Source organism: Enterobacter sp. 50793107 (assembly GCF_001463365.1).
Lineage (GTDB): Bacteria > Pseudomonadota > Gammaproteobacteria > Enterobacterales > Enterobacteriaceae > Enterobacter > Enterobacter cloacae.
Genome location: NZ_LNII01000166.1, coordinates 92,274 through 108,831, shown reverse-complemented (window position 1 = coordinate 108,831; position 16,558 = coordinate 92,274). Strand labels below are relative to the sequence as shown.

The 16,558-nt window shown below is 56.5% G+C and carries 16 protein-coding genes; 12 read left to right on the top strand and 4 right to left on the bottom strand.

What is annotated here, in order from left to right; genetic code table 11:
- Positions 1-156 precede the first annotated feature (156 nt).
- The 5 genes from ugpB to ugpQ all read left to right on the top strand — a co-directional run bounded on the left by ugpB (position 157) and on the right by ugpQ (position 5,120).
- Positions 157-1,473: a sn-glycerol-3-phosphate ABC transporter substrate-binding protein UgpB gene (ugpB, locus tag APU11_RS23840; protein WP_047351941.1), complete on the top strand. Its 1,317-nt coding sequence runs from the start codon at positions 157-159 to the stop codon at positions 1,471-1,473.
- A gap of 102 nt (positions 1,474-1,575) precedes the next feature.
- The gene (ugpA, locus tag APU11_RS23835; RefSeq protein WP_045900947.1) at positions 1,576-2,463 is read left to right on the top strand and encodes a sn-glycerol-3-phosphate ABC transporter permease UgpA; all 888 of its coding nucleotides are present in this window, start codon (positions 1,576-1,578) and stop codon (positions 2,461-2,463) included.
- Positions 2,460-3,305 carry a sn-glycerol-3-phosphate ABC transporter permease UgpE gene (ugpE, locus tag APU11_RS23830; RefSeq protein WP_013099125.1) on the top strand — a complete coding sequence of 282 codons (846 nt, stop codon included), beginning with the start codon at positions 2,460-2,462 and terminating at the stop codon, positions 3,303-3,305. The genes ugpA and ugpE overlap by 4 nt, the downstream gene beginning before the upstream one ends.
- A 1-nt stretch (position 3,306) precedes the next feature.
- Positions 3,307-4,377 (top strand): sn-glycerol-3-phosphate import ATP-binding protein UgpC, encoded by a 1,071-nt coding sequence (locus APU11_RS23825; protein ID WP_058650520.1) that lies wholly within the window; start codon positions 3,307-3,309, stop codon positions 4,375-4,377.
- A complete protein-coding gene (gene ugpQ, locus APU11_RS23820) occupies positions 4,374-5,120 on the top strand; it encodes a glycerophosphodiester phosphodiesterase (protein WP_058650519.1) in 747 nt (248 codons plus the stop codon). Before APU11_RS23825 ends, ugpQ begins: the two co-directional genes overlap by 4 nt.
- Here ugpQ and APU11_RS23815 read toward each other — a convergent pair.
- Complete coding sequence (locus APU11_RS23815; RefSeq protein WP_013099122.1) at positions 5,104-5,481, bottom strand: DUF2756 family protein; 378 nt, start codon at positions 5,479-5,481, stop codon at positions 5,104-5,106. The genes ugpQ and APU11_RS23815 overlap by 17 nt on opposite strands.
- 122 nt (positions 5,482-5,603) lie before the next feature.
- On the opposite strand from APU11_RS23815, the gene ggt reads away from it, so the two are divergent.
- A complete protein-coding gene (ggt, locus tag APU11_RS23810; protein WP_072193873.1) occupies positions 5,604-7,349 on the top strand; it encodes a gamma-glutamyltransferase in 1,746 nt (581 codons plus the stop codon).
- Positions 7,350-7,403: 54 nt separating this feature from the next.
- On the opposite strand, the gene yhhY is transcribed toward ggt, so the two are convergent.
- Entirely contained in the window at positions 7,404-7,892 is a 489-nt protein-coding gene (gene yhhY / locus APU11_RS23805; protein WP_013099120.1) for an N-acetyltransferase, read from the bottom strand.
- 309 nt (positions 7,893-8,201) lie between these two features.
- On the opposite strand from yhhY, the gene APU11_RS23800 reads away from it, so the two are divergent.
- The 5 genes from APU11_RS23800 (at position 8,202) to gntU (ending at position 13,153) form a co-directional block, all read left to right on the top strand.
- Positions 8,202-9,239: an oxidoreductase gene (locus tag APU11_RS23800; RefSeq protein WP_029883600.1), complete on the top strand. Its 1,038-nt coding sequence runs from the start codon at positions 8,202-8,204 to the stop codon at positions 9,237-9,239.
- A 123-nt stretch (positions 9,240-9,362) separates the two neighbouring features.
- Positions 9,363-10,058 (top strand): pirin family protein, encoded by a 696-nt coding sequence (locus tag APU11_RS23795; RefSeq protein ID WP_000639796.1) that lies wholly within the window; start codon positions 9,363-9,365, stop codon positions 10,056-10,058.
- A 101-nt stretch (positions 10,059-10,159) separates the two neighbouring features.
- Positions 10,160-11,155 (top strand): gluconate operon transcriptional repressor GntR, encoded by a 996-nt coding sequence (gene gntR, locus APU11_RS23790; protein WP_014833579.1) that lies wholly within the window; start codon positions 10,160-10,162, stop codon positions 11,153-11,155.
- A 126-nt stretch (positions 11,156-11,281) separates the two neighbouring features.
- A complete protein-coding gene (gene gntK, locus APU11_RS23785; RefSeq protein WP_038420757.1) occupies positions 11,282-11,809 on the top strand; it encodes a gluconokinase in 528 nt (175 codons plus the stop codon).
- Between the two features lie 3 nt (positions 11,810-11,812).
- Positions 11,813-13,153, top strand: coding sequence for a gluconate transporter (gntU, locus tag APU11_RS23780; RefSeq protein WP_014833577.1), 1,341 nt, complete (start codon positions 11,813-11,815; stop codon positions 13,151-13,153).
- Positions 13,154-13,740: 587 nt separating this feature from the next.
- Here the strand turns inward: gntU and APU11_RS23775 are convergent.
- Both APU11_RS23775 and yhgN read right to left on the bottom strand, forming a co-directional pair.
- A complete protein-coding gene (locus APU11_RS23775; protein ID WP_058650518.1) occupies positions 13,741-14,187 on the bottom strand; it encodes a hypothetical protein in 447 nt (148 codons plus the stop codon).
- A 392-nt stretch (positions 14,188-14,579) separates the two neighbouring features.
- Entirely contained in the window at positions 14,580-15,173 is a 594-nt protein-coding gene (gene yhgN / locus APU11_RS23770) for an NAAT family transporter YhgN (RefSeq protein ID WP_003861574.1), read from the bottom strand.
- A gap of 177 nt (positions 15,174-15,350) precedes the next feature.
- Here yhgN and asd point away from each other — a divergent pair, with 177 nt between their 5' ends.
- On the top strand, positions 15,351-16,454 hold the full coding sequence (asd, locus tag APU11_RS23760; protein ID WP_058650517.1) for an aspartate-semialdehyde dehydrogenase: 1,104 nt from the start codon (positions 15,351-15,353) through the stop codon (positions 16,452-16,454).
- Positions 16,455-16,558 lie beyond the last annotated feature (104 nt).

Genomic DNA, 16,558 nt, shown 5'->3' with positions numbered 1-16,558 from the left:
ACCCCAAACCCCTTCACACAACCATCATCCCGCTGACCTTTTGTTGTCACTTATCTGTAAACAAACAGTTATTTTTCTGTCATTCGAGCATGTCATGTTACCTCGCGAGCATAAAACGCGTGATATCGCGCATCCGGCACAATAAGAGAGATGACAATGACATCGTTACGACACACAGCTTTGGGTCTGGCACTGGGTCTGGCTTTTGCGACGAACGCAATGGCTGTGACGACCATTCCGTTCTGGCATTCCATGGAAGGGGAGTTGGGTAAAGAGGTTGACTCCCTGGCGCAGCGTTTCAACGACTCCCATCCGGATTACAAAATTGTGCCGGTGTACAAAGGTAACTACGAGCAGAGCCTGAGCGCGGGCATTGCCGCCTTCCGTACCGGTAATGCGCCTGCCATTTTGCAGGTATACGAAGTAGGCACCGCGACCATGATGGCCTCCAAAGCCATCAAACCGGTCTACGAAGTGTTCAAAGAGGCGGGGATCAACTTCGACGAATCCCAGTTTGTGCCGACCGTAGCGGGTTACTACACCGATTCTAAAACCGGCCATCTGCTGTCTCAGCCGTTTAACAGCTCGACGCCGGTGCTGTACTACAACAAAGACGCCTTTAAGAAAGCCGGTTTAGACCCGGAGCAGCCGCCAAAAACCTGGCAGGATCTGGCGGAGTACACCGCGAAGCTGAAAGCGGCGGGGATGAAGTGCGGCTACGCCAGCGGCTGGCAGGGCTGGATCCAGATTGAAAACTTCAGTGCCTGGCACGGCTTGCCGGTAGCCACCAAAAACAACGGTTTCGATGGCACCGACGCGGTACTGGAGTTCAACAAGCCAGAGCAGGTGAAGCACATCGCGCTGCTGGAAGAGTTGAACAAGATGGGTGATTTCAGCTACTTCGGACGTAAAGACGAATCCACCGAGAAGTTCTACAACGGTGACTGCGCCATTACCACCGCCTCGTCCGGCTCGCTGGCGGATATTCGTCACTACGCCAAATTCAACTATGGCGTGGGCATGATGCCGTACGACGCAGACGTGAAAGGCGCGCCACAGAACGCCATCATCGGCGGAGCAAGCCTGTGGGTGATGCAGGGTAAAGACGCCGGCACCTACAAAGGAGTGGCCGAGTTCCTCGACTTCCTGGCGAAACCTGAAAACGCGGCCGAATGGCACCAGAAAACCGGCTACCTGCCGATCACCAAAGCTGCCTATGACCTGACCCGCGAGCAGGGCTTCTACAGCAAGAATCCGGGTGCGGATATCGCGACGCGTCAGATGCTGAACAAGCCGCCGTTGCCGTTCACCAAAGGCCTGCGTCTGGGCAACATGCCGCAGATCCGCACCATTGTCGACGAAGAGCTGGAAAGCGTCTGGACCGGCAAGAAAACGCCACAGCAGGCGCTGGATTCAGCGGTAGAGCGCGGAAATCAGCTGCTGCGCCGCTTTGAGCAGTCCACCAAATCGTAAAAAAATGCCCGGTGGCGCTGCGCTTACCGGGCCTACGACGTGCCATATGTAGGCCGGGTAAGGCGTAGCCGCCACCCGGCACTGTTCAGGAACCAAATCTCAATGTCATCATCCCGTCCGGTGTTTCGTTCCCGCTGGCTGCCGTATCTGCTGGTCGCGCCTCAGCTGGTCATCACCGTTATCTTCTTTATCTGGCCTGCGGGCGAAGCGCTCTGGTACTCGGTGCAAAGCGTTGATCCGTTTGGACTCTCCAGCCAGTTTGTTGGCCTGGACAACTTCACCGCGCTGTTCCACGACAGCTACTACCTGGATTCTTTCTGGACGACGATCAAATTCAGCGCGCTGGTCACCGTGAGCGGCCTTGTTGCCTCGCTGTTCTTCGCCGCGCTGGTGGATTACGTGGTGCGTGGCAGCCGTGTGTATCAGACCCTGATGCTGCTGCCCTACGCCGTAGCACCAGCGGTCGCCGCCGTGCTGTGGATCTTCCTGTTTAACCCCGGACGCGGGTTAATTACCCATTTTCTGGCGGAATTCGGATACGACTGGAACCACGCCCAGAACAGCGGCCAGGCGATGTTCCTGGTGGTGTTCGCCTCGGTGTGGAAGCAGATCAGCTACAACTTCCTGTTCTTCTTTGCCGCGCTACAGTCCATTCCGCGTTCGCTGGTGGAAGCCGCCGCCATTGACGGTGCAGGCCCGATCCGCCGCTTCTTCAGGCTGTCGCTGCCGCTGATTGCCCCGGTGAGTTTCTTCCTGCTGGTGGTGAACCTGGTGTATGCCTTTTTCGACACCTTCCCGGTCATCGACGCGGCCACCGCCGGTGGCCCGGTGCAGGCCACGACGACGCTGATTTATAAAATCTACCGCGAAGGTTTTGCCGGGCTGGATCTCTCGGCCTCCGCCGCGCAGTCCGTCGTGCTGATGTTCCTCGTCATCATCCTCACGGTGGTGCAGTTCCGCTATGTCGAAAGTAAGGTGCGCTACCAATGATTGAGAACCGTCGCGGGCTGACGATTTTCAGCCATACCATGCTGATTCTGGGGATTATCGTCATCCTCTTTCCGCTGTACGTGGCGTTTGTCGCCGCCACGCTGGACACCAAAGCGGTGTTCGACACGCCGATGACGCTGATCCCAGGCACGCATCTTTTTGAGAACATGAAAACCATCTGGACCCAGGGCGTGGGGGCCAACAGCGCGCCGTTCTGGCTGATGATGCTCAACAGCTTCATCATGGCGTTCGGCATTACGGTGGGCAAAATCACGGTGTCGATGCTCTCGGCCTTCGCCATCGTCTGGTTCCGCTTTCCGCTGCGTAACCTCTTCTTCTGGATGATTTTTATCACCCTGATGCTGCCGGTGGAGGTGCGTATCTTCCCGACGGTGGAAGTGATCGCCAACCTGAAGATGCTCGACAGCTACGCGGGCTTAACCCTGCCGCTGATGGCATCTGCGACCGCCACCTTCCTGTTCCGCCAGTTCTTTATGACGCTGCCGGACGAGCTGATTGAAGCCGCGCGCATTGACGGCGCCTCACCGATGCGCTTTTTCCGCGACATCGTGCTGCCGCTGTCGAAAACCAACCTCGCGGCGCTGTTTGTGATCACCTTTATCTACGGCTGGAACCAGTACCTGTGGCCGCTGCTGATTATTCAGGACGTCAACCTCGGCACCGCCGTGGCGGGCATCAAGGGCATGATCGCCACCGGCGAAGGCACCACCCTCTGGAACCAGGTGATGGCGGCGATGCTGCTCACCCTTATCCCCCCGGTCGTTATCGTTTTAGCCATGCAGCGTGCGTTTGTGCGTGGTTTAGTGGACAGTGAGAAATAAGATGGCAGGTTTAAAACTTCAGGCAGTGACCAAAAGCTGGGATGGCAAAACCCAGGTGATTCAGCCGCTCACCCTCGACGTGGCGGACGGGGAGTTCATCGTGATGGTCGGCCCGTCCGGTTGCGGCAAATCCACGCTGCTGCGCATGGTGGCCGGGCTTGAGCGCGTCTCCTCCGGCGATATCTGGATTGACCGCCAGCGCGTGACCGAGATGGAGCCCAAAGATCGCGGCATCGCGATGGTGTTCCAGAACTACGCCCTCTATCCGCACATGAGCGTGGAAGAGAATATGGCCTGGGGGCTGAAAATCCGCGGCATGGGCAAGGGGCATATCGAGGAGCGGGTGAAAGAGGCGGCGCGCATTCTGGAGCTGGATGGCCTGCTTAAGCGCCGTCCGCGCGAGCTCTCCGGCGGCCAGCGCCAGCGCGTGGCGATGGGGCGTGCCATCGTGCGCGATCCGGCGGTGTTCCTGTTCGATGAACCGCTCTCTAACCTTGACGCCAAGCTGCGCGTGCAGATGCGTCTGGAACTGCAGCAACTGCATCGCCGTCTTAAAACCACCTCCCTGTACGTGACGCACGATCAGGTCGAAGCCATGACCCTTGCCCAGCGGGTGATGGTGATGAACAAAGGCGTTGCCGAGCAGATTGGCACGCCGGTGGAGGTGTACGAAAAACCGGCCAGCCGTTTTGTGGCGAGCTTTATCGGCAGCCCGGCAATGAACCTGCTGGAAGGGCGGATCAGCAGCGCGGGCACCCACTTTGAGCTGGAAAGCGGGATGGCATTGCCCATCAACTGGTACTATCGTGGCTACGCCGGGCGTAAGATGACGCTCGGTATTCGCCCGGAGCATATTGGTTTAACCTCTCAGGCGGACGGCGGCGTGCCGTTGGTGATGGACACGCTGGAGATGTTGGGTGCAGATAACCTGGCGCATGGACGCTGGGGCGAGCAAAAAATGGTGGTGCGTCTGCCGCATCAGGAACGCCCGAAAGCAGGCAGCACGCTGTGGCTGCATCTGCCGGAAAATCACCTGCACTTATTTGACGGTGAAACAGGACAACGACTATGAGCAACTGGCCTTATCCCCACATCGTCGCCCACCGTGGCGGCGGTAAACTGGCGCCGGAAAATACCCTGGCGGCAATTGATGTTGGCGCACGCTACGGCCACACGATGATTGAGTTTGACGCCAAGCTGTCGAAAGACGGCGAAATTTTCCTGCTGCATGATGACAATCTCGAACGCACCAGCAACGGCTGGGGCGTGGCGGGGGAACTGCCGTGGCGCGATCTGCTGAAGGTGGATGCCGGAAGCTGGTTCAGCGGCGAGTACAAAGGCGAACCGTTGCCGCTGCTGGCGGAAGTGGCCGACCGTTGTCGTCAACACGGGATGATGGCTAACATCGAAATCAAACCGACGACCGGTACCGGGCCGCTCACGGGCAACGTGATTGCGCTGGCCGCGCGCGAGCTGTGGGAAGGCATGACGCCACCGCTGCTGTCGTCATTTGAGATTGATGCCCTTGAAGCGGCACAGGCTGCGGTGCCGGAGCTGCCGCGCGGGCTGCTGCTGGACGAGTGGCGCGAGGACTGGCGTGAGCTGACCACCCGCTTAGCGTGCGTGTCGATCCATCTCAATCATAAGCTGCTGGATGAGGCGAGGGTTAAGATGCTGAAAGCGGCAGGGCTGCATATTCTGGTGTATACCGTCAACAAACCCCAGCGTGCGGCTGAGCTTCTGCGCTGGGGTGTGGACAGCATCTGTACCGATGCGATTGACCTGATCGGCCCGGATTTTAGTTCTGTGGATTAAGCATACTGCCATTCGACTGCGACGGCAGCATATGCTGCTGTCCGCTGCCTGACGAACTCATCCCTCCCAGCATCCCGCCGTTTTTATTCGGCAGCGGTTGCTCGCGCATCTGCCCCTGCTGCACGCGCTGGGTGTTAGTGTTCATCTGATTTTGCAGGCTCTGCTGCTGCATTCGGGTCTGCGTGTTCAACTGCTGGTTCAGCATCCCTTTTTGCTGTTGCTGCTGACTCATCATCTCCGTCTGCATACGCTGCTGGCTCGGAATGACATAGCCCGGCTGGTTAGGGTTATTCATCGTATTGAGTGGCTGTGCAAGTGCGGCAAACGGGAGCAACGCCGTAAGGATCAGGAAGCGTTTCATGATCTTCTCCTTCTTTGAGGTTTCTCTTAAGTTTACCCCGAATTCACCATGACGATGATTTTTTAGGAGTTGTGAACCAGGCTTAAGCGGGGAATATGGCTCCCTTCACCTGGAGAACAATAATGATGAAACCAACCCTTTTGCGCTGGGTCGCCATCGCTGCGCTGATGGCAGGCGGTACATTTAGCGTGGCGGCTAACCCGCCTGCGGCTCCTCCGGTCTCTTATGGCGTGGAGGAAGATGTGTTTCATCCCGTGCGGGCCACGCACGGGATGGTGGCCTCGGTGGATGCGCTGGCAACGAAAGTGGGCGTCGATATTCTCAAACAGGGCGGTAATGCGGTGGATGCCGCGGTGGCGGTCGGCTATGCGCTGGCGGTAACACACCCGCAGGCGGGGAATCTGGGCGGCGGCGGCTTTATGATGCTGCGCACCAAAGACGGGAAGACGACGGCTATCGACTTCCGCGAAATGGCGCCTGCTCAGGCCTCCCGCGATATGTTCCTTGACGATCAGGGCAACCCGGACAGTAAAAAATCGCTGACCTCGCACCTTGCGTCCGGTACGCCGGGCACCGTCGCAGGCTTCTCGCTGGCGCTGGAAAAATACGGCACGATGCCGCTGAACAAAGTGGTCCAGCCTGCCATTAAGCTGGCGCGCGACGGCTTTGTGGTGAACGACGCCCTGGCCGATGACCTTAAAACCTACGGCAGCGAAGTCATTCCGAACCATGAAAACAGCAAGGCGATCTTCTGGAAAGACGGAGAGCCGCTGAAGAAGGGCGATAAGCTGGTGCAGAAGAACCTTGCCAAAAGCCTGGAGCTGATTGCGGAGCATGGCCCGGACGCCTTCTACAAAGGGGCGATTGCCGACCAGATTGCCAAAGAGATGCAAAAGAACGGCGGGCTCATCACCAAAGCGGATCTGGCGGAGTATAAGGCGGTGGAGCGCGAGCCAATTAGCGGCACCTACCGTGGCTATGAGGTCTTCTCCATGCCGCCGCCGTCCTCTGGCGGGATCCACATCGTGCAGATCCTCAATATTCTGGAAAACTTCGATATGCACAAGTTTGGCTTCGGCAGTGCCGATGCCATGCAGGTGATGGCCGAGGCGGAAAAACGCGCCTATGCCGACCGCTCGGAATACCTTGGCGACCCGGACTTTGTGAAGGTGCCGTGGCAGGCGCTGACCAACAAAGCGTATGCCAAATCCATTGCCGATCAGATCGACATCAATAAGGCTAAGCCGTCGAGCGAGATCCGCCCCGGCAAGCTGGCACCGTATGAAAGTAACCAGACCACCCACTTCTCGGTGGTGGATAAAGACGGTAACGCGGTGGCGGTTACCTATACGCTCAATACCACCTTTGGAACCGGTATTGTGGCGGGCAACAGCGGCATTCTGCTGAACAACGAGATGGATGACTTCTCTGCCAAACCGGGCGTACCGAACGTCTACGGGCTGGTCGGTGGGGATGCCAACGCGGTGGGGCCGAAGAAACGTCCGCTGTCGTCGATGTCACCAACCATTGTGGTGAAAGACGGCAAAACCTGGCTGGTAACCGGCAGCCCCGGTGGCAGCCGGATTATCACCACCGTGTTGCAGATGGTGGTGAACAGTATCGACTTTGGTATGAACGTGGCGGAGGCGACCAACGCCCCACGCTTCCATCACCAGTGGCTGCCGGATGAACTGCGCGTCGAGAAGGGCTTTAGCCCGGACACCCTCAAACTACTGGAGCAGCGCGGACAGAAGGTAGCGGTGAAAGAGGCGATGGGCAGCACCCAGAGCATTATGGTGGGGCCGGACGGGGCGCTGTTTGGCGCGTCAGACCCGCGGTCGGTGGATGATTTAACGGCGGGGTATTAATCTGTTGTGTAATTCCCTCTCCCGGTGGGAGAGGGTTAGGGTGAGGGCAACAAACTACTTCATTCGCGCCATATAATACGCATCCACATACTCGCCGTTGCGCAGGGCATAACGCTTGCCTGTGCCTTCAATCTCAAATCCGTGTTTTTTGTACACCGCAATCGCCGGCTCGTTATCGACAAACACCGTCAGCTCAATGCGGTCAACGCGCAGCCAGTTATCGCACATATCAATCATGGTGCGCATCAGTGCGCTGGCAACGCCCCGGTTTTGCCACTGCGCGCCTACACAGATCCCAAAATCAGCCACATGGCTGCGGCGCGGGCGTTGCGCAACGGCGATGCACAGGTGTCCGGCAACGGTGCCGTCGATACATGCGACCAGCTGTTTAATGCCCGGCTGGTCGGATAGCCGCTCTTGCCACATCTGCTCAGAGGGATGAGGAACCTGTAGCGTGTTGTGGTACACCTCCGGCTGGGCGTGGATCTGACGAATGGCGTCATAATCTTTCGGTTCCGCATGGCGTATCACTATCTCACTCATTCCTTATTCCTCAGTCAGTTAAACATCCTTTCCAACATCAGTGACTTTGAAATTTGAGTCAACCGCTATTTTTTGCAAAAAGTATTGGACAAGTGCGAATGAGAATGATTATTATTGCTCTGCATTCAGGAAGACCACTACGGGAACCTGAAAGCACGACATTGCTCACATTGCTTCCAGTATTACTTTAGCCAGCTTTTAGCTGGCTTTTTTTTGTCCATTTTCGCCCTCTCCCCGTGGGAGAGGGCTGGGGTGAGGGCAAAACATGCGCTATGGTAAAACCCAGTAACCTTCCAAAAGGACTGAGCTATGACCTTACATTGCGCATTTATTGGATTTGGTAAAAGTACGACCCGCTATCACCTTCCGTATGTTCTCAACCGTAAAGACAGCTGGCATGTGGCGCATATCTACCGCCGCAGCGCGAAGCCGGAAGAGCAGTCTCCGCAGTATTCCCATATTCATTTCACCAGCGATCTCAATGAAGTACTGGGCGACCCGCAGATTACACTGGTCATCGTCTGTACCCATGCCGACAGCCATTTCGACTATGCGAAACGCGCGCTCGAGGCGGGTAAAAACGTGCTGGTAGAAAAACCCTTCACCCCGACCATCGCTGAAGCGAAAACCCTCTTCGCACTGGCGAAAAGCAAAGGGCTGACCGTCACGCCGTATCAGAACCGTCGCTTCGACAGCTGCTTCCTGACGGCGAAAAAGGCGATTGAGAGCGGCAAGCTTGGCGACATCGTCGAAATGGAAAGCCATTTTGACTATTACCGCCCAGTGGCGGAGACCAAACCCGGCCTGCCGCAGGACGGTTCCTTCTACGGTCTTGGCGTCCATACCATGGACCAAATCATCTCCCTGTTTGGCCGCCCGGACCACGTGGCGTATGACATTCGCAGCCTGCGTAATAAAGCCAACCCGGACGATACTTTTGAAGCGCAGCTGTTCTACGGCGACCTGAAAGCCATCGTTAAAACCAGCCATCTGGTGAAAATCGACTACCCGAAATTTATCGTTCACGGCACGAAAGGTTCGTTTATCAAGTACGGTATCGATCAGCAGGAGACCAGCCTGAAGGCCAATATCATGCCGGGTGAAGCGGGCTTTGCGGCGGATGATTCGGTTGGCGTACTGGAGTATGTGAACGCAGAAGGTGTGACGGTCAGAGAAGAGCTGACGCCTGAAACCGGCGACTATGGTCGCGTCTACGACGCGCTGCATGCAACCCTGACCCGCGGTGTGGCGAATTACGTCAAGGAATCTGACGTTCTGACCAACCTCGAAATCCTCGAACGGGCCTTCGAACAGGCTTCTCCTGCCACGGTAACCCTTGCGAAATAAGCAAAAATGGCTCCTCTACACTTGTTCATAATTTTTGAACAGAGGAGTCAATTTTCACCCTCTATGATCCCAGGCTGTTTGCGTCCACACTTACTTCATCGAAACGAACTGAGGGTGAAAACAATGATCTACTTACGCAAAGCAAACGAACGTGGTCACGCGAATCATGGCTGGCTGGACTCATGGCATTCATTCTCGTTTGCCGACTACTACGACCCGAACTTCATGGGCTTCTCTGCACTGCGCGTGATTAACGATGACGTGATTGATGCAGGCCAGGGCTTCGGTACCCACCCGCATAAAGACATGGAAATCCTGACCTATGTGCTGGAAGGGGCGGTTGAGCACCAGGACAGCATGGGTAACAAAGAGCAGGTTCCGGCGGGCGAGTTCCAGATCATGAGCGCGGGTACCGGTGTTCGTCACTCGGAGTACAACCCGAGCAAAACGGAAAAACTGCACCTGTATCAAATCTGGATCATTCCAGAAGAAACCGGCATCACGCCGCGCTACGAGCAGCGCCGCTTCGACGCCAAACAGGGCAAACAGCTGGTGCTCTCCCCGGATGCGCGTGAAGGTTCGCTGAAAGTGCATCAGGATATGGAACTGTACCGCTGGGCGCTGGCAAAAGACGAACAGTCTGTACACCAGATCGCCGCGAACCGCCGCGTCTGGATCCAGGTGGTGAAAGGTGAAGTGTCCATCAACGGCACCAAAGCGACAACGGCAGATGGTCTGGCCATCTGGGATGAGCAAGCGCTCTCCGTGCATGCCGACAGCGAAAGTGAAATTCTGCTGTTTGATCTGCCACCGGTGTAATAAATCATAAATAAATGCCCATCCTTCCCTTTGACAGGGGAAGGATGGGCTTTGTCCGTGATAAACTGAGCAAATCTCTCTCTTCAAGATTTCTCAGGACGATGAAAAAGAAACGCCCCGTACTTCAGGATGTCGCCGATCGTGTTGGTGTGACCAAAATGACGGTCAGCCGTTTTTTACGTAACCCGGAACAGGTTTCCGTAGCGTTGCGTGGCAAGATTGCCGCTGCTCTCGATGAACTGGGTTATATCCCTAACCGCGCACCCGATATTCTCTCCAATGCTACCAGTCGTGCGGTGGGCGTCCTCCTGCCTTCTTTAACCAACCAGGTCTTTGCCGAAGTGTTGCGCGGTATTGAAAGCGTCACGGATGCGTTTGGTTACCAGACCATGCTGGCACACTACGGCTACAAACCGGAACTGGAAGAAGAACGTCTTGAATCGATGCTTTCCTGGAACATCGATGGCCTGATTTTAACTGAACGTACTCACACCCCCCGTACGCTGAAGATGATCGAAGTGGCCGGGATCCCGGTGGTGGAACTGATGGACAGCCAGTCGCCGTGCCTTGATATTGCCGTGGGTTTTGACAACTTCGAAGCGGCGCGGCAGATGACGGCGGCGATCATCGCGCGCGGTCATCGTCATATCGCCTACCTGGGTGCGCGTCTTGATGAACGTACTATCATCAAACAGAAGGGATACGAGCAGGCGATGCTTGACGCAAATTTAACCCCGTACAGCGTGATGGTGGAGCAGTCCTCTTCCTATACGTCGGGTATTGAGCTGATGCGGCAGGCACGGCGCGAGTATCCACAACTGGACGGTATTTTCTGTACCAACGATGACCTTGCGGTCGGTGCAGCGTTCGAATGCCAGCGTCTGGGGCTGAAGATCCCCGATGATATGGCGATAGCCGGTTTCCACGGCCATGACATCGGCCAGGTGATGGAGCCGCGTCTGGCGAGCGTCCTGACACCGCGTGAACGCATGGGCCGCATTGGCGCAGAACGCCTGCTGGCGCGCATTCGCGGTGAAGCGGTTACGCCAAAAATGTTAGATTTAGGTTTCACCTTGTCACCGGGTGGATCTATTTAATCCGACAAATTTGAAGTAGCTCACACTTATTCACATCGCGCACGTTTGGATATTGCTTCTCTTTTGCCCCGGCAGGACAATGTTACCGATAACTGTTACCCGTAACAATTGACTGAGGGACACCCTTTGAGCACGACTAATCATGATCACCACGTTTACGTCCTGATGGGCGTTTCCGGTAGCGGTAAATCTGCCGTGGCAAGCGAAGTGGCGCATCAACTTAATGCGGCGTTTCTTGATGGCGACTTCCTCCATCCGCGCAGCAACATCATGAAGATGGCCTCCGGCGAGCCGCTGAACGACGACGACCGTAAACCGTGGTTACAGGCGCTGAACGATGCCGCGTTTGCCATGCAGCGCACCAATAAAGTTTCCCTGATCGTCTGCTCTGCGCTGAAAAAAACCTACCGCGATCTGCTGCGTGACGGCAACCCGAACCTCTCTTTCATCTACCTGAAAGGCGATTTCGACGTCATCGAAAGCCGTCTCAAGGCGCGCAAAGGCCACTTCTTCAAAACCCAGATGCTGGTCACACAGTTCGAAGCGCTGCAGGAGCCAGGTGAAGATGAAAAAGACGTCTTAGTGGTTGATATCGATCAGTCACTGGAGGGTGTTGTTGCCAGCACCATCGAGGTCATTAATAAAAGGCAGTAAGTTTTGAGTACATTAACGCTAGTTTTGACAGCAGTGGGTTCGGTATTGCTGCTGCTGTTTTTAGTGATGAAAGCGCGTATGCATGCTTTTGTTGCTTTGATGGTGGTTTCTATTGGTGCAGGTCTCTTTTCCGGTATGCCGCTCGACAAGATCGCTGCGACGATGGAAAAAGGGATGGGGGGCACACTGGGCTTCCTGGCTATTGTGGTCGCGCTGGGCGCGATGTTTGGCAAGATCCTGCATGAGACGGGCGCGGTCGACCAGATTGCCGTCAAGATGCTGAAATCGTTTGGTCACAGTCGTGCACACTATGCGATTGGGCTGGCCGGTCTGATCTGCGCGCTGCCGTTGTTCTTTGAAGTGGCCGTGGTGCTGCTGATTAGCGTGGCGTTCTCCATGGCGCGCCATACCGGTACTAACCTTGTGAAGCTGGTTATTCCGCTGTTTGCGGGCGTGGCGGCAGCCGCGGCGTTTCTGCTGCCGGGGCCTGCGCCGATGCTGCTGGCTTCCCAGATGCACGCCGACTTTGGCTGGATGATCCTGATTGGCCTGTGCGCGGCAATCCCGGGAATGATTATCGCCGGTCCGCTGTGGGGCAACTTCATCAGCCGCTACGTTGAACTGCATATTCCTGATGATATTACCGAGCCGCACCTGGGCGAAGGTAAAATGCCGTCCTTCGGCTTCAGCCTGTCTCTGATCCTGCTGCCGCTGGTGCTGGTGGGTTTGAAAACCATTGCCGCGCGCTTTGTACCGGTGGGCTCTACCGCGTACGAATGGTTCGAATTTATCGGTCACCCGTTCACGGCAATTCTGGTGGCGTGTCTGGTGGCGATTTATGGCCTGGCGATGCGTCAGGGGATGCCGAAAGACCGCGTGATGGAAATCTGCGGTGCTGCGCTGCAGCCAGCGGGCATTATCCTGCTGGTGATCGGTGCGGGTGGCGTGTTCAAGCAGGTGCTGGTGGATTCAGGCGTCGGTCCGGCGCTGGGTGAAGCGCTGACCGGAATGGGACTGCCCATCGCGGTCACCTGCTTTGTGCTGGCGGCGGCGGTGCGTATTATTCAGGGCTCCGCGACCGTTGCCTGTTTAACGGCTGTTGGCCTGGTGATGCCGGTGATTGAACAGCTGAACTACTCCGGTGCGCAGATGGCGGCGCTGTCTATCTGTATCGCGGGTGGTTCGATTGTGGTGTCGCACGTGAACGATGCGGGCTTCTGGCTGTTCGGTAAATTTACCGGTGCGACCGAAGCGCAAACCCTGAAAACCTGGACGCTGATGGAAACTATCCTCGGCACTACGGGTGCGATTGTCGGGATGATTGCGTTTACGCTGCTGAGCTAACCCCGGTTTTCTCCCTCTCCCTGTGGGTTGAGGGATCCCCATAAAATAATGCCTGCACGGAGGACCCCCTCTCCCTTGAGGGAGAGGGTTGGGGTGAGGGGGAACATATGGCTGTAGAGGTAATTCCGTTCACTTTATGTTCCTTGCTACTCTGTAACGGCATGACTTGTGAACGTGCCAGGGCGGCTCAGTCGCCACCACCCTGGCGACCCGGGCTCCCGGCGGTAAATCGCCGCTCCGCGGTGCCTTCGGCTTATTCCTTCCGGCTTATCGGGGACGGGCGGATGTAACGTCCCTGTAAAGCCGCCCTCTCGGCGCATCCATGCGCCTCGCCCCGGCCTGCAGGAAACGCCTCAGCGATTTACAGCCGGACCAGGGCGTCGCTATAAGTCATTCATTTTCCTGAAGCAACATTCATCGCTTTCGGTAAAAAATTACTGGGGATCCCTCAGCCCTGTGGGAGAGGGTTGGGGTGAGGGCATCAGGCCGCAGAGATCTTATTTTGTCGGGTGGCGGCTTCGCCTTACCCGACCTACAAAAAACTCAGTTCCCGTAGGCCGGGTAAGCGCAAGCGCCACCCGGCTTTTTTACAGCAGCACTGTGCCTTCCGTTGTGCGCAGCCAGCGCGGCGCTTTAAGCGTATCGCTGTAAAATCGCACCAACTCCTGCAGCAGATCTCCCGCCACTCTCTCATCGCTTTCTGACAGCGAATGCGCTAACAGCATTTGCGTTAACAGCTGGCAATATCGCCCTAACTGATCAACTTCCGGTTCGAAGACCGGCACGTCCAACGGCAGGTCATCCACCGTCAGGCTGGCTTTTAAATATTCTGGTACAGGTTCAAGCAGCGTGGGCTGAAGCAGGGTGAGGCAGGCGGAAAGTCGTCCACACAGCGCCATCTTCTGGGTTGGATCGTCACATTCAACCAGCACGTCGACAAACCGCGCGCAGTTGTCTGCCAGCTCGGTGAAGTCGGTGGTGTGATCGAACGGTGTGGTGAATAAGGAGTGAGAAAAGCTAAGGGTAGTAGTCATAAGACCGCCTCTGATGCGTAAAATGGACCGCCACAGGAGGGACCAACCTCACTGGTGGCGGACTGAACGGAGTTGGTCCTACCGGCCTCATCAGCTACCGGCGCGCCTTGCGGCGCCACCGTCCAGCCCACCATTAAGGTGTAACTGACTACGCGATAAAGAAATTTTATCACGGATGAGGATAACAGAGGACCAACCCTGACGCCTGATTTTGCAGGCGCGGCAAGAAGATACTGCTTTGAAGATCGGGTGGCAAGAGAGGCTCTGGAAGGCGGCTCGCAAAACGAAATATTATTTATGGTGCGGCCTGTTGCCCTCACCCCGGCCCTCTCCCACGGGGAGAGGGAGCAAACACTAAAAACGGCAATCTTAGATTGCCGTTTTGCTTTTACCTAGCCCTTCATCCACGCACGTATCCCGTCCAGGAACATCTGCGTCGCCATCATCACCAGAATCAGCCCCATCAAGCGTTCCAGCGCATTGACCCCTTTCTCGCCCAGCAGGCGCAGGAACAGCGACGATTGCAGCAGAATGATGAACGTTCCGCCCCAGGCAATCAGCAAAGCAATCACCAGATGGCTCATCTGGTTGGGATACTGATGCGACAGTAGCATCAATGTGGCCAGAATGGTCGGCCCGGCGACCAGCGGGATCGCCAGCGGTACGATAAACGGCTCTTCACCCGCAGGCAGGCCGCTGCTGCTGCCTTCCGCGCTCGGGAAAATCATCTTAATGGCAATCAGGAACAGAATAATTCCGCCGGAAATGGAGACCGTTTCGGCACGCAGATTCAGGAAAGCGAGAATTTTTTCGCCAGCAAACAGGAAGATAAACATCACCAGCAGGGCGATGAGCAGCTCGCGGATCATGATCGCCCGGCGGCGCTTGGGTTCGGTGTGCTTCAGCACCGACATGAAAATCGGCAGGTTTCCCAGTGGATCCATTATCAGGATCAATAAAACCGCCGCAGAAATGATTTCACTCATGTAAATTAGCCCTGAATTTCTCTATGGTTATTAGGATGATTAGCTCTTTTTCTGATTGCCGGGCAATCATCGATTAATTTCGCTTGCGACTTTGGCAGCATTTTGTAATGTGAAGCATATCCCAGTTCAATACTGGCTTGCACAAACAGCACACACCCTCTGCAGGAAACAAATGCTATGAAAAACGTTGGTTTTATCGGCTGGCGCGGTATGGTCGGCTCTGTACTCATGCAACGCATGGTTGAAGAGCGCGATTTCGACGCTATCCGCCCGGTCTTCTTCTCCACTTCCCAGCTCGGCCAGGCTGCACCGTCCTTTGGTGGTACCACAGGGACGTTGCAGGATGCTTACGATCTGGAAGCGCTGAAGGCACTCGACATTATTGTGACCTGCCAGGGCGGCGATTATACCAACGAAATCTATCCAAAGCTGCGTGAAAGCGGCTGGCAGGGCTACTGGATTGACGCGGCCTCTTCGCTGCGTATGAAAGACGATGCCATCATCATCCTCGACCCGGTGAACCAGGGCGTGATCACCGACGGCCTGAACAACGGCGTGAAAACCTTTGTCGGCGGTAACTGTACCGTCAGCCTGATGCTGATGTCCCTCGGTGGCCTGTTCGCGCAGGACCTGGTTGAGTGGGTCTCCGTGGCGACCTACCAGGCCGCATCCGGCGGCGGTGCGCGTCACATGCGTGAACTGCTGACCCAGATGGGCCAGCTGCACCAGAGCGTTGCGACCGAGCTGGCAAATCCGGCGTCCGCGATCCTCGATATCGAGCGTAAGGTCACCGAGCTGACCCGCAGCGGCGAACTGCCGGTAGATAACTTTGGCGTACCGCTGGCCGGTGGCCTGATCCCATGGATCGACAAACAGCTGGATAACGGCCAGACCCGTGAAGAGTGGAAGGGTCAGGCGGAGACCAACAAAATCCTCGCTACCGCGAACACCATTCCGGTTGACGGTCTGTGCGTGCGTATCGGCGCGCTGCGCTGCCACAGCCAGGCCTTCACCATTAAACTGAAAAAAGATGTGTCTATTCCGACCGTGGAAGAGTTGCTTGCCGCACACAACCCGTGGGCGAAAGTGGTGCCAAACGATCGCGATATCACCATGCGCGAACTGACGCCTGCGGCCATTACCGGCACGCTGACCACGCCGGTTGGCCGTCTGCGCAAGCTGAACATGGGGCCAGAGTACCTCTCCGCGTTCACCGTGGGTGACCAGCTGCTGTGGGGTGCCGCAGAGCCGCTGCGCCGCATGCTGCGCCAGCTGGCGTAATAATTTGTTAACTACCGGGGGTGATTTTCACCCCCTTTTTTTGCGTACTACATGGAGTAAAACGCAGATGTCTTATTTTTTATCAGGAGGAACCTCGTCGTTGG